Genomic DNA, 13,935 nt, shown 5'->3' with positions numbered 1-13,935 from the left:
ATGATGACAGGGTCGACATTCACGCGGCACCGGGAGATCGCCTGGCGCAGCGGTCGCACGAAATCGACATCGCGGCTGGTTGCCGAGGAGAGCGCCATCGCGCTCACCTACAACGGATCGACCCATGCCGTGATGATGGGAACGCCGGCCGATCTGGAGGATTTCGGTGTCGGCTTCAGCCTCACCGAGGCGATCATCGACCGCGCAAGCGAGATCAGGAGCATCGAGCTGATCTCGAACGAACTCGGCATGGAAGTGCGGATGTGGCTTGGGGGGGACCGCGTGACGACCCTGGCCGCGCGGCGCCGCGCCATCAGCGGTCCGGTCGGATGCGGATTATGCGGCATCGAAAGCCTTGAACAGGCGCGTCGCGCGCCGTCACGCGTTGAAGGGCGTGGCATTGCCTTTCATGCGCGGGACCTGCTGAACGCCATGCATGCGCTGTCTCCCCTCCAGATATTGAACCAACATACGCGGTCCGTTCACGCGGCAGCCTTGTGGCGCCCTCGCACCGGCATTGCTCTGATCAGGGAGGATGTCGGCCGGCACAATGCGCTCGACAAGCTTGCCGGCGCCATCGTCCGCGACGGCAAGTCAGCCTGCGACAGCGCCGTGCTGCTGACGAGCCGGGTTTCGGTGGAGATGGTGCAGAAGGCCGCGATGATCGGCGCGCCGGTCGTTGTGGCCGTTTCCGCGCCGACCGCGCTCGCGATCCAGACCGCGAACGAGGCGGGAATCACGCTACTCGCCGTCGCCCGCGATGACGGATACGGCGTGTTCACGCATCCGCGCCGTGTTCTGCTGCCTGACGAGGCCGCCCCGCGCGCCGGCTGCTGACTTCGGCGGACCCGCGAATATGGCCATGCAAACTGCAGCACTGGAGCCCCTGGCCGGGACAAGCGTCGAAGCATGTGCCCCGGAACGATCGCTGCTGGTTGCCTCTGTGCTGAGCATGTCGGGCGGTTTCCTCGACGCGTTTACCTGGCTGTCACTCGGCGTCTTCGCGAGCTCGCAAACCGGCAATGTCGTCTTCCTCGGAGTCTACGCGCTATCAGGGCAATGGCAGCGCGCGCTTCACCATCTTCTTCCACTCGTGGCCTTTGTCCTGGGAGCGTTGGTGGCGGTTCGCACCCGGGCGGCGTTATGTTGCCTCATCGGAGAGATCGTCTGTCTCGCCGCGACGATGCTGTTGCTTCATCGCGTTTCGGATGAGATCACGATCCTCGTCATCTCCTTTGGCGTCGCGCTGCAGTCGGCAAGCTTCAGACAGGTCGGTCACTGGAAATATCTCTCGGTCACGGTCACCGGCAACATGCTCCGGGCCATGGATCAGTTCGTTGCGGCGCCTGATCGCGATGCGGCGCGCGGCGCCGGAACCATGCTCACGCTCTGTTTGGCGTTCCTGCTAGGGGCCGCCGTCGGCGGTTGCGTGACGAAATGGTTGGGAACCTGGAGCCTCGCTCTGCCGATTGCATCGTCGATATACGTTCTCTGGCTCTGCCGCCGGCGAAGCCATTCGCACTGACGTCGCGCTCGCTTGTTGCAGGTAGAGGCGCTCGCCATGCCATTCGGAAAGAGGACGTTCGTTCGCGGAAGCGCATGCGCCGTCCCGCGGATAAGCTCCGGGGTGCGGCCGCGGTGCTCAAGGTCGACAACATTCCGCAATCGGCCGCTCGCGCGCGGGCGACCGCGAAGCGGGCGTGAGCGAACGGGAGGCTCTCCGATGGATCCGACGGCACTCCTCCTGTCGCGGCTGCAATTCGCCTTCACCATCTCGTTCCACATCATCTTCCCGGCATTCACGATCGGGCTTGCGGCCTGGCTCACCGTGCTCGAAGCGATGCACCAGTACAGTGGCAAGCCCGTCTACCGGACCCTGTTCGCGTTCTGGCTGAAGATCTTCGGCGTGGCCTTCGGCATGGGCGTCGTATCGGGCATGGTGATGGCATTTCAGTTCGGAACGAACTGGAGCGTGCTCTCGAAGATGTCGGGTCCGATCCAGGGCCCGCTTCTGTCCTACGAAACATTCACCGCCTTCATGCTGGAGGCGGGCTTCTTCGGCATCCTCATCTTCGGTCGGCCCCGGGTGCCGCCGTGGTTCTACCTGTTCTCGACCGCGATGGTTGCGCTCGGAACCACGCTGTCGGCGTTCTGGATCATGGTCAACAACAGCTGGATGCAGGTGCCGACCGGCTACGTCCTGCAGAACGGCCAGTTCGTGCCTGATGACTGGGCGCAGATCATCTTCAATCGCGTGGTCTGGGTCCGGTTTCCGCATATGCTGCTCGCGTCCTATCTGACTGGCGCGTTCTGCGTGGCGGCGACCGGCGCGTGGTATCTGCTGCGGCGGACCTATCGCGCCGAGGCGCATGTAATGCTGCGGATGGGCCTTGCGCTCGCGGCCGTGCTGCTGCCGGTCCAACTCTTCATCGGGCATCTCGTCGGTGACTACGTCCACGACTACCAGCCGGCTAAGTTCGCCGCGATCGAGACACGCTGGCATGACGAGCAGCCGGCCTCGGAGGTGCTGATCGCAATTCCCGATTCGAGCGCCGAATCGAACAAACACGCGATCTCGATTCCCGTGCTCGGCAGCATCATCGGCAGCATGAGCCTGACATCGAAAGAGGTCGGCCTGACCAGCTTTGCGCCGCAGGACCGGCCGCCGGTAACGATACCCTTCTTCGCCTTCCGCATCATGGTCGGCTGCGGTTTCGTGATGCTGGGGCTGGCCTGGCTCGGGACCTGGCTTGGCCTCAAGCATCGGCTGGATCGGAGCCGCCTGCTGCTGTGGGGCATCTTCCTCAGCTTCCCGCTGCCGTGGATCGCAATTCTCACCGGCTGGTACACCGCGGAAGTGGGGCGCCAACCATGGACCATCTACGGCGTGCTCCGCACTGCGGACGCCGTGACGCCGTTCCTGACCGCGTCGGCTGCGTTGGCTTCCCTGATCCTGTTCGTCGCGGTCTACGCCTTCATCTTTTCGTTCGGGACGTATTACATCTATCGGCTGCTGCGTGCCGGCCCGGCGGGACTCGGCGGCAAGCCGCTCCTCGCTCCCGTGCCCAATCGGCCGATGTCGCTCGCCGATCAGGTGCCGACCGCCCGCAGCTATCTCGAGGCAGGAGAGTAACCATGGTGATGTACTGGGTTGCCCTTCTTGCCATCAGCATTCTGATCTATCTCCTCCTCGACGGGTTCGATCTCGGCGTCGGCATGCTGTTCGGTGTGGCCGGCAGCGAGGCGAAGCGGCATGCCATGCTGAGCACGGTCGCTCCGGTCTGGGACGGCAATGAGACCTGGCTGATCGTCACGGGCGTGATCATGTGGGGCTCGTTCCCCGTTGTCTACGCCATGGTGATGTCGGCCCTCTATATCCCTGTCGTCGTGATGCTGCTTGGATTGATCCTGCGCGGCGTGGCCTTCGAGTTTCGCGGCAAGGCCCTCCGTTCGCGCTGGGTCTGGGACGTCGGTTTCGTCGCGGGCTCGTTCGCCGCCAGCTTCATGCAGGGCGCGATGGTCGGCGCTCTCGTCGAAGGGCTTCAGTTCTCCAACGGCGATTATACCGGTGGAACGCTCGGCTGGCTGACCGCCTTTTCCGCCCTGTGCGGGATTGGACTCTGCTTCGGCTATTCGCTGCTCGGGGCCTGCTGGCTGGTGAGGAAGAGTGATGGTCCCGTTCGGGATGCCGCGCGGAGCCAGATCCCGCCGCTGGCGACCGGCGTCCTGGTGTTCCTGGTCGTCGTCTTTGCATATGCGCTTGCCGAGCATCTTCCGATTCTGCAGCGCTGGACCGACCGGCCCTATCTGCTCGTGTTTCCCGCGATCGGCGCCGGTGCGGCCGCGATGCTGGCCAAGAGCATCCTGGTCCATGACGATTATTGGCCGTTCCATATGGTCGCGCTGATCTTCGTGGCGGCTTTCGCCACGCTCGCTCTGTCGTTCTGGCCCTACATGATCCCGTTCGTCATCACGATCGACGAGGCCGCGGCGCCTCATGCAAGTCTCGCCTTCATGTTCTGGGGCGCCGGCCTGGTCGTATTCCCGCTGATGCTGCTCTATGTCGCCGTCGGTTATCGCGTTTTCCGCGGCAAGGCGGCCCCAGCGGCCGATCACTACTGACCGCTGCACGGCTCGAAAGGCGAACAAAAAGAAAGGCGCCGGTTTCGGCGCCTTCCTCGTTCTTGTCCCTATGTGGCTTTGCTTCAGGATTTGGGCATGACACCGGGGCTACTGTCCGGCCATTGGGCGATCAGCTTCTCGTCGATGTTGAAATGCTGGGCTACCAGCGTGGCCGGCGTGTGTGTCAGCCAGTTGGAGAGCGACACCTCCTCGTAGCGGGGCGCACGGAACACGCCGACGAACTGCAATTCGGTGTCGCCGACATTCTCGACATAATGGCCGAGATTGCGCCGGACATAGCCGATGTCGCCGGCCGAGAAATCCGTCGTCAGCGCGTTGGGGCCGGTGTCGAACACCGTCATCCGCGCCTTGCCTTTGATGTAGTACTGCCACTCGTCGGCGTTCGGATGCCAGTGCATCTCCCGGACCGCTCCCGGCGGCATCGTCACCAGCGCCGCGGCGACGGTGGTGGCCACCTTGAAGTTGCTGCTGTCGGCGACGCGGATGCTGCCGGCGGAGCTCTCCTTTACCGGCGCCGAACTGCCGAGCGAATGGATGAACGGATAGGGCGGTGCTTCGGCATGCTTGGCGACTGCGGCACGATCGGCGGCGAGATCGCTGGGCAGCGTGCCCTGGAAGATCCAGCGATTGTGCAGCGGGATCTTCGCGAAAGCGTCGGCGGGGACGCCGAAATTCTTCCCGAGTATCTCGGGCGGCGTATGGGCGAGCCAGTCCGTCACCAGCAGCGTGTTGAACTCATTGGCGTGGCCGTCGTCGAAACAGATCACGAATTCGCAACCATCAGGCCCCAGGCCTTGCAGCGAGTGCGGTGCGCCCGGTGGGAAATACCAGAGGTCGCCGGCCTTGAGGTCGCCGACATAGGGGCGCCCCTGCGTGTCGAGCACGGTGATGCGGCAGCTGCCGTAGGTCATGATCGCCCATTCGGCCGCCTGATGCCAATGCAGCTCGCGGATGCCGCCGGCGGACAGCCGCATATTGACGCCGGAGATTTCCTTCGAGATGGCGAAGTCCTCGACGGTGACTTGCCGTGCCCAGCCGCCATTCTGGATGCGCCTCGGCGCATTGTTGAACGAGGCCCAATCCATCGGCAAGCCACCGACGTCGGTCGCCGGCGGGCTTTGTGCGGAGGGGAATTGCTTGCCCAGTTCGGGATTCTGCGGACCGGGATCAGTCAGGCTTCCGGGGCTCTTGGCGTTGACGGCGCCTTGCGGCGGCTCGTCCGGATTGCCGAAGGTTGCGGCCTGCGCACTGGAACCGACCATGGCGGCGCCTGCCGCGGACATGGCCAGCAAATCACGTCGTGAAAACATCTTGGGTCGCTCCTGAAAACTGTCGAAAGCCCTCCCGTAGCGACGGGGCTCCGGCCGACAAACCTAGTTTCCGCTTGCCGCTTCTGCTTCCGCGAACGGCGCTGTTTTTGCCGGAATGCATGGCTGCTTCGGCCCGCCGCCCGGGATCGAACGTGTGCAATTGCGAAATTCGGCTTCGTTCTGAAAAGACGGCTCTGCCTGCGCGATCCTTAACTGAACCGGAGAATTGCCATATCGAGAGATATCGAGATGACCACGAAATCGGTTCGTCCCTATCGCGAGCCCGCCGGCGGCTGGGGCGCACTCAAGGCGCTCAGCGAGGCGCTTCTGGTGCAGCGGGCGCCGCTGAAAGGTGCAGCGACGCTCAGCCGGATGAATCAACCGGAGGGTTTCGATTGCCCCGGCTGTGCCTGGCCCGATCCGAAGCATACCTCGTCATTCGAATTTTGCGAGAACGGCGGCAAGGCGATCGCCTGGGAGACAACATCGAAGCGCTGCACGCCGGAATTCTTCGCCGAGCATACCGTCACGGAGCTCGCGGGCTGGAACGATTACGATCTCGAAATGGTCGGGCGGCTCACTCATCCGGTGGCCTACGACGCCGCATCCGACCGCTATCTCCCGATGGCGTGGAGCGATGCATTCGACATGATCGGTCGCGAGCTCAAGGCCTTGCCGGATCCGAACATGGCGGAGTTCTACACGTCCGGGCGGACTTCGAACGAAGCCGCCTTCCTCTATCAGCTCTTCGTGCGCGAATACGGCACCAACAACTTTCCCGACTGCTCGAACATGTGCCACGAGGCGACCAGCGTCGGCCTGCCGTACTCGCTGGGCGTCGGCAAGGGCACCGTGCTGCTGGAGGATTTCGACAAGACCGATTGCATCTTCATCTTCGGCCAGAATCCGGGCACCAACAGCCCGCGGATGATGACCAGCCTGCGCAATGCGGCACGCCGCGGCGCGTCCATCATCTCGTTCAACCCGTTCCGTGAGCGGGCGCTGGAGCGCTTCCAGGCGCCGCAGAGCCCGGTCGAGATGATCACGCTGTCGTCGACGGCGATCAGCTCAAGACTGTTCCAGGTGCGGGTCGGCGGCGACGTCGCCGTCCTCAAGGGGATCATGAAGATTCTGGTGGAAGCCGACGAGGCCGCTCGTGCCGCCGAGCAGCCGGAGATCCTGGACTGGGATTTCATTCGCGGCCACACCATCGGCATCGAAGCGCTGATCGATGATCTCAAGCGCACGCAATGGCCGGACATCGAACGTCAGTCCGGCCTGACGCGCGAGGACATGGAATATGCGGCCGGCGCCTATATGAAGGCCGAGCGCGCCATCCTCGTGTACGGAATGGGCATCACCCAGCACTGGCGCGGTGCGAACAACGTCCAGCAGATCGCCAACCTCGCGCTGTTGCGCGGCAATGTCGGGCGCGATGGCGCCGGCGTATGCCCGGTTCGCGGTCATTCCAACGTGCAGGGCGATCGGACCGTGGGAATCACGGAAGTTCCCAAGGCGGACTTCCTCGAGCGCCTGGAGCAACGCTTCGGCTTTAAGCCTCCGGCCGCGCCGGGACACAACGTGGTGACCGCGTTGGAGGCCATGATCCGCGGCGAGGTGAAGGCCTTTTTCGCGATGGGCGGCAATTTCGCCGCGGCCATTCCGGACTGGCAGGCGACGCGGGCTGCGCTTGGCAAGCTCGATCTGACCGTCCACGTCTCAACCAAGCTCAACCGCAGTCACCTGATCCACGGCCACGCCGCCCTGATCCTGCCGTGCCTCGGGCGCACCGAGATCGATGTGCAGCAATCGGGGCCACAGTCGGTCACGGTGGAGGATTCGATGTCGATGGTGCATGCGTCCGCCGGCCACAACAAACCGGCATCGGAGCATCTCCTCAGCGAGATCGCGATCGTCGCCGGCGTCGCCAAGGCGACGCTGGGCGAGCGCACGGTGGTCGACTGGGACGGCTTCGTCGCTGATTACGACCGGATTCGCGATGCGATCGAGGCGGTGTTCCCGATCTTCCAGGGCTACAACGCCCGCATCCGCGTCCCCGGCGGCTTCCATCTTACCTCGACGGCACGCGAGCGCATCTGGGCGACGCCGTCGGGCAAGGCGAACTTTTTGGTCTTCCCGGGTTGCGGCGAGGACCCGCCGCAGAGCGATCCCGATTTCCTGTGGCTCACCACCATACGCAGCCACGATCAGTACAACACGACGCTCTACTCGATGTCCGACCGCTATCGCGGCGTGTTCGGCCAGCGCGACGTGGTCTTCCTCAACGAATACGAGATGAGCAAGCGCGGGCTTGCCGACGGCGACCGCGTCGACCTGATAACCGCCTCGACCGATGGCGCCGAGCGGATCGTGCGTAACTTCCGCGTGGTAGCCTATGCCTTTCCGACCGGCTGTTGCGCGGCGTACTATCCGGAGACCAATCCGCTGGTGCCGCTCTATGCCCGTGATCCCCTGAGCTTCACGCCATCATACAAGGGCGTCCCGATCCGCCTGGTGCGTGCGGCCGCGGCAGGGGAATAGCGGCACCGCCGGAGTCACATATCCGCGTGAAGGTCGCAGCGCGGCGGATCGACGGGGATGGCGATGGGCAGCGTAAACCAGAACCGGGCGCCACTCGTACCATTGCCTTCAGCGCCGATCCGGCCGCCATGCGCTTCGACGATTGACCGGCAGATCGGCAATCCCATGCCCATGCCGCTGTCCTTGGTCGTGAAGAAGCTGTCAAACAGACGATTTGCATGCTGGGCGGCGATGCCGGGACCGTTGTCCTCCACCGAGCAGCACAATGTTGCGGCGTCCTGTGTGACCGTGCTGATGACGATCTTGCGATCGTCATATCCGGCCTGCGTTATTGCCTGCGCCGCGTTGATAGCGAGATTGACGATCACCTGCTGGAGTTGGGTGCGATCTCCGAGAACCAGCGGCGCGCCCGGATCGGGCCGGTGCAGGATCGTCACGCTGCGGGATTCCATCTCGTGTTGAAGGAAAAGAAGTGCTTCGCGGATGATCTCGTCAAAGGACAGCAATGCCTGCTCGGGGGCTTTCCGGGAGGCCATCCCGTGAACGCGCGCCACGATGTTCGCGGCGCGCTGGGTATCCACGACGATGTTCTCGATGGTCTTGCGGATCTCGAGGATATCGGGCGTGGGCCTGTTCAGCCACCGTAGGCCGGCGGCGCCGTTGGTGGCGATGGCGGCCAGCGGCTGATTGACCTCGTGCGCGATCGACGCGGTGAGCTCGCCGAGCATCGAGACGCGCGCGGCATGCGCGAACTCGGCCTGTACCTGCTGGAGCTTCTGCTGGGCGCGAATGCGTTCGGAAATGTCGATGGTAACGACCAGGCTTGCTTCGAGATTGTCAATGGGGCCGACGCGAGCCGTCGTAAAGAGAACGTCGACGATGCGGCCGTCCCACGTGACCATCTGGGTCTCTTCCTCGAAATTCGTTTCTCCGCGGAAGCGGGACTCGATAGCCCGGCGGAACGTATCTGGACGTTGCTTCCAGGTCTCGGCCATGGAACGTCCGACATAGCCTTCCCCGAAACTCTGGATCGCCCGTTCGTTGGCCTCCTGAATCGAGAGTGCGTCCATGCAGGTCCGGAGGAAATCGGGATGGCTATCGAGATAGAGGCCCAGATCGGTAACGCCCTCGGCGCGCAACTTTCGGAACAGCGCCATCAGCCTGCTGGTGTCGAGCTGCCGAAGCGCGATCGGCATCCGGCTGAACAAATGGCGGTAACGCTGCTCGCTCCGCTCCAGCTCGGCATGGGCCTTCTTCTGCGCGGTGATGTCCATGACCGCGCCGACGAGCGTCAGCGAAGCGGCCAGAAAAGCGGCGAAGGCAATCGCCGCGAAATTGTCTCCGAGCAGCGAGCAGGCGAAGGACAGCAAGGTCAAAACAAGGCTACCCCAAGCCCACAGCAGAATCCGATCCTGTATTGTGTGGATCGGCAGCAAACGGCGCCACCATCGACGAGGCTGTACGGGGTCGGAGCCATCCAGGCATTCGAGCGTCATGCAAAAGGTTTACCGCCCCGCCGGAGGCCGGTCTTTTGCCTTTTCGTCGGCGCTTTGTCAAAACGCACGAAGCTGTGATCGAGCTGGCATCATGCCGCCAGTTAACTACTCAAGCGGATTCATGGCGCAATCCAGTATCCGCTTCGCGCGTGGCTGGAGTGGATGTCTCGGCCGACCGCGGCTTGCGTCCGGTGAGCCAATTGCTGAGCCGGTCCAGATAGAGATAGACGACGGGCGTCGTGTAGAGCGTCAGGATCTGCGATAACATCAGACCGCCGACGATAGTGTAGCCGAGCGGCTGACGCAGCTCGGCGCCGGTGCCGGAGCCGATCATCAGCGGTACGCCGCCCAGCAGCGCCGCCATCGTCGTCATCAGGATGGGGCGGAAGCGCAGCGTGCAGGCCTGGTAGATCGCCTCTTCCGGGCTGAGCCCGTGCTGGCGCTCCACCTCGAGGGCGAAATCGACCAGCATGATGCCGTTCTTCTTGACGATGCCGATCAGCAGGATGATGCCGATGATGGCGATGACGCTGAGATCCACGTGGACCGCCAGCAGCAAGAGCAGCGCGCCGATGCCCGCCGACGGCAGCGTCGACAGGATCGTAATGGGGTGGATCAGGCTCTCATAGAGCACACCGAGGATAATGTAGATCACGATCAGCGCCGCGCCGATCAATAGCGGCGTGCCCGACAGGGAGGACTGGAACGCCTGCGCATTGCCCTGGAACGAAGCCGTTAGCGAGGCGGGCTTGCCGGTGCTCTTCTCGATGTTCTGGATCGCCGCCACCGCGACGCCCAGTGCGACGCCGGGCTTCAGGTTGAACGAGATTGTCACCGAGGGGAACAGGCTCTGGTGATTGATCAGGATCGGCGCGGGCTTGATTTCGCTGTGAACCAGCGTGCTCAGGGGGACCTGCTGGCCGGTGGCCGAGTTCAGGTAGATGTCCTTGAGCGCTTCGGGGCCGTACTGAAAACGTGGGTCGACCTCCATCACGACATGGTACTGGTTCAGCGAGGTGAACATCGTGGAGACGATGCGCTGGCCGAATGCGTCATCGAGCGTGTTGTCGATCGTCGTGGGCAGGATGCCGAAGCTCGATGCGACCTCGCGATTGACGGTGACCTCCAGCCTCGGGCCGGCATTGGCCTGGTCGCTCGCGACGTCGGTGATGAGGTCGAGCGCGCGGAGCTTCTCCAGAAAGATCGCCGACCAGTTGGTGAGCTCGTTGGAATCGGCGTCCGTCAGCGTGTACTGATACTGAGTCTTCGACAGCCGTGCGCCGATGGTGATGTCCTGCGCGGCCTGCATGTAAAGCCTGATGCCCTGAATATGGGCGAGCCGAGGCCCTAGCCGCTCGATGATCTGATCGGCACTGGCCTTGCGCTCGGGCTTCGGCTTCAGGACGATGAAGATGCGTCCCTGGTTGAGCGTCGCGGTCGGGCCGCCCGGGCCGATATAACTCGCCACCGACTGGACCGCTGGATCCTTCGAGAGGATATCGACGACCGCCTGCTGGCGCTCGGACATCGCGGGGAAGGAGATGTCCTGTGCGGCTTCGGTGATGCCGACGATCTGCCCGGTGTCCTGCTGCGGGAAGAAACCCTTCGGTATGACGACGTAGAGGTAACCGGTCAGCGCGATGGTCGAGAGCATCACCAGCAGCGTCACGAAGCGATGGCGCAACACGATTCGCAGGCCTCTCGCATAGAGTGCCAGCAGTGCGTCGAAGCCGCGTTCGAAGGCGAGGTAAAGCCGGCCGTGCTTCGCCCGCGAGTCGTCCTTCAGCAGGCGCGCGCACATCATCGGCGTCAGCGTCAGCGAGATGATGAGCGACAGCAGCAGCGCGGCGGTGATCGTGATCGCGAATTCATGGAACAGCTTTCCGACGTAACCGCCCATCAGGAACAGCGGGATGAACACCGCGATCAGCGACAGGGTGATGGAGACGATCGTGAAGCCGATTTCGCTGGAACCTTTGAGCGCGGCCTCCATCGGCGTCATGCCCTGCTCGAGATGGCGCACGATGTTCTCGATGACGACGACGGCATCGTCGACCACGAAGCCCACCGCGATCGACAGTGCCATCAGCGAGAGGTTGTCCAGGCTGTAGCCGAGCACGTAAAGCACCGCGAACGTGCCGACCAGCGACAGGGGAACCGTGATCGCCGGGATGATCGTGGCCCAGAAATTCCGCAGAAACAGGAATATGACCATCACCACGAGTGCGACCGTCAGCATCAGCGTGAATTGAACGTCGGAAACGGCGGCGCGAATGGTGGCGGTCCGGTCGGCGGCAATCGTCACCTTGATCGCGGGCGGAACGGAGGCCTGCAGTTGCGGCAGCAGCTTCTTGATGCGGTCGACGGTTTGGATCACATTGGCGCCGGGAACGCGCTGCACCGCCAGGATGATGGCGCGATCATTGCCGTACCAGCCGGCCAAGAGGTCGTTCTCGGGCCCGTCGACCGCCGTACCGATGTCGCGTATCCGCACCGGTGAGCCGTTGCGATAGGCGATGATGAGGTCTTCATAGGCGGCGGGCTTGAGCAACTGATCGTTGGTGTTCAGCGTATAGGTAACGCGCGGGCTGTTGAGCGTGCCCTTGGGCAGGTCGACATTGGCGCCGGCGATCACGTTGCGAACGTCTTCGAGGCCGATGCCGCGCGCGGCAAGCGCCTGCGGATTGACGCGAACGCGGATTGCGGGTTTCTGCTGGCCGCCGATGCCGACGAGTCCCACGCCCGGCACCTGCGAGATCTTCGGCAGCAGGATGTTCTCCGCATAGGCATCGACCGTGGTCAGCGGCAGCGAGTCGGACGTCAGCGCGATCAGCATGATCGGCGTCTCCGCCGGGTTCACCTTCCGGATCGTCGGTGGGTAGGGGATATTCGGCGGCAAGAACGGGCTCGCGGCATTGATCGCGGCCAGCACGTCCACCGCTGCGCTGTCCACCGTGCGCGACAGCTCGAATTGCACCGTGAGCTGGGCCACGCCGAGCGCACTGGACGAGGTGAGCTGAGTGATACCGGGAATCTGGCTGAGCTGCTGCTCGAGCGGAGTGGCCAGCGACGAGGCGATCGTGCCCGGGTCGGCGCCGGGCAGTTGCGCCGAGATCTGGATGGTCGGGTAGTTGACGTTCGGCAGCGCGCCGACCGGCAACAGCGGATAAGCCGCAAGGCCGCACAGCAGCAGGCCCGCCATCAGCAGCGCGGTTGCGATCGGCCGCAGGATGAAGGGGGCGGAGATGTTCATGGGATTGCGTCCTGCACGGCGCTCTGCAGGTCGGCTTCACGCGCGGCCTTGCCGTGCAGCTCGAGAACGCGGCTGCCTTCCGTCAGTCGATACTGGCCGTCGACGACGACAACGTCACCGGATTTCAGGCCCTGGTCGATCAGGGCCTGGCCATCGGTGATCTGGGCGACGTGAACGGGACGCAAGGTAACCGTCCGGTCAGCGGATACGACATAGACATAGCTGCCGTTCGGCCCCTGCTGCACGGCCGAGCCGGCGACAGTGAGCGCATCCTTCTGAATCTCGAGCAGCAGGCGCGCATTCACCAACTGGCCCGGCCATAGCCGGTGCTCATGGTTCGGAAACACCGCCTTGAGCTGGACGGTGCCGGTCGTTCCCGCGATCTCGTTGTTGACCAGCAGTAGCGTGCCTTCGTCGAGCTTTGTCTTGTTGTCCTGGCTGTAGGCGATGACCTTCAGGGCGCCCTTTGCGGCGTGCTCCTGGATCATCGGCAGGTCTGCCTGCGGCAAGGTGAACAGCAGCGAGATCGGCTCGATCTGGGTGACGACGACGAGGCCATTGGCGTCGGTCGGATGAATGACATTGCCGACATCGATCTGGCGAACGCCGGTGATGCCGGGAACGGCCGACGAGAGGCGCGTATAGCTCAGCTGGACATTGGCCTCGTCGATCTGGGCCTGGTCCGCCTTCACGGCAGCCTTGAGCTGCGCCACCTGCGCCGTCTGCGTCTCGATCAGTTGCGGGGTCGCATAGCCCTTGTCGCCGAGTTGATTGTAGCGGGAGAGATTGGCTTCGGCATTCGCGAGCTGCGCCTGGTCCCTGTCGCGATTGGCCGTCAACTGCTCGATCTGGGCCTCGTAAGGACGCGGATCGATCTGGGCGAGCAAGTCGCCGGCCTTGACGGCCTGTCCCTCGGTGAAGGCGATCTTGACGATCTGTCCTTGAATCTGGCTGCGCACGACGTCGGTGTTGTAAGCGATCACCGTGCCGATGCCGTGCAGATAGATCGGAACGTCCTTGCCCGTGACCGTGGCGGCGACCACCGGCACCGCAGCGGGCACGGGTGCGGCTGCCACGGCCGGCGATCGGTCGGTGCCGAAGAACCAGAAGCCCGCGCCGAGCATGATCGCAGCGAGAGTGAGGAGCGCAATGGTGAGGTTCCGTTTCACGGTGATGGTCCTTCTTGATCTCA

The 13,935-nt window shown here is 63.7% G+C and carries 9 protein-coding genes; 5 read left to right on the top strand and 4 right to left on the bottom strand.

The annotated features are described in order from the left end of the window. The 4 genes from fdhD to cydB all read left to right on the top strand — a co-directional run bounded on the left by fdhD (position 1) and on the right by cydB (position 4,122). Positions 1 to 837 carry a formate dehydrogenase accessory sulfurtransferase FdhD gene (fdhD, locus tag FXB41_RS09620; protein ID WP_219681603.1) on the top strand — a complete coding sequence of 279 codons (837 nt, stop codon included), beginning with the start codon at positions 1 to 3 and terminating at the stop codon, positions 835 to 837. Beyond that, positions 761 to 1,525 carry a YoaK family protein gene (locus FXB41_RS09615; RefSeq protein ID WP_246648720.1) on the top strand — a complete coding sequence of 255 codons (765 nt, stop codon included), beginning with the start codon at positions 761 to 763 and terminating at the stop codon, positions 1,523 to 1,525. Before fdhD ends, FXB41_RS09615 begins: the two co-directional genes overlap by 77 nt. Positions 1,526 to 1,723: 198 nt before the next feature. Continuing rightward, positions 1,724 to 3,133: a cytochrome ubiquinol oxidase subunit I gene (locus tag FXB41_RS09610; RefSeq protein ID WP_219681601.1), complete on the top strand. Its 1,410-nt coding sequence runs from the start codon at positions 1,724 to 1,726 to the stop codon at positions 3,131 to 3,133. A 2-nt stretch (positions 3,134 to 3,135) separates the two neighbouring features. Next, complete coding sequence (gene cydB, locus FXB41_RS09605; RefSeq protein ID WP_219681600.1) at positions 3,136 to 4,122, top strand: cytochrome d ubiquinol oxidase subunit II; 987 nt, start codon at positions 3,136 to 3,138, stop codon at positions 4,120 to 4,122. An 83-nt stretch (positions 4,123 to 4,205) separates the two neighbouring features. Here the strand turns inward: cydB and FXB41_RS09600 are convergent, their stop codons facing one another. Further along, complete coding sequence (locus FXB41_RS09600) at positions 4,206 to 5,453, bottom strand: oxalate decarboxylase family bicupin (RefSeq protein ID WP_219681598.1); 1,248 nt, start codon at positions 5,451 to 5,453, stop codon at positions 4,206 to 4,208. A gap of 249 nt (positions 5,454 to 5,702) precedes the next feature. Between FXB41_RS09600 and FXB41_RS09595 the strand changes: the two genes are divergently transcribed. Beyond that, complete coding sequence (locus FXB41_RS09595; RefSeq protein ID WP_219681596.1) at positions 5,703 to 7,994, top strand: FdhF/YdeP family oxidoreductase; 2,292 nt, start codon at positions 5,703 to 5,705, stop codon at positions 7,992 to 7,994. A 14-nt stretch (positions 7,995 to 8,008) separates the two neighbouring features. On the opposite strand, the gene FXB41_RS09590 is transcribed toward FXB41_RS09595, so the two are convergent. The 3 genes from FXB41_RS09590 to FXB41_RS09580 form a co-directional block, all read right to left on the bottom strand. Then, a complete protein-coding gene (locus FXB41_RS09590; RefSeq protein WP_246648719.1) occupies positions 8,009 to 9,370 on the bottom strand; it encodes a PAS domain-containing sensor histidine kinase in 1,362 nt (453 codons plus the stop codon). Between the two features lie 229 nt (positions 9,371 to 9,599). Beyond that, positions 9,600 to 12,743: an efflux RND transporter permease subunit gene (locus tag FXB41_RS09585; RefSeq protein ID WP_219681592.1), complete on the bottom strand. Its 3,144-nt coding sequence runs from the start codon at positions 12,741 to 12,743 to the stop codon at positions 9,600 to 9,602. Then, positions 12,740 to 13,912: an efflux RND transporter periplasmic adaptor subunit gene (locus FXB41_RS09580; protein WP_219681591.1), complete on the bottom strand. Its 1,173-nt coding sequence runs from the start codon at positions 13,910 to 13,912 to the stop codon at positions 12,740 to 12,742. Before FXB41_RS09580 ends, FXB41_RS09585 begins: the two co-directional genes overlap by 4 nt. Positions 13,913 to 13,935 lie beyond the last annotated feature (23 nt).

The organism is Bradyrhizobium canariense, from assembly GCF_019402665.1.
Taxonomy (GTDB): domain Bacteria; phylum Pseudomonadota; class Alphaproteobacteria; order Rhizobiales; family Xanthobacteraceae; genus Bradyrhizobium; species Bradyrhizobium canariense.
The sequence above is the reverse complement of the archived record's forward strand: the minus strand, read 5'-3'. Positions and strand labels throughout refer to the sequence as shown.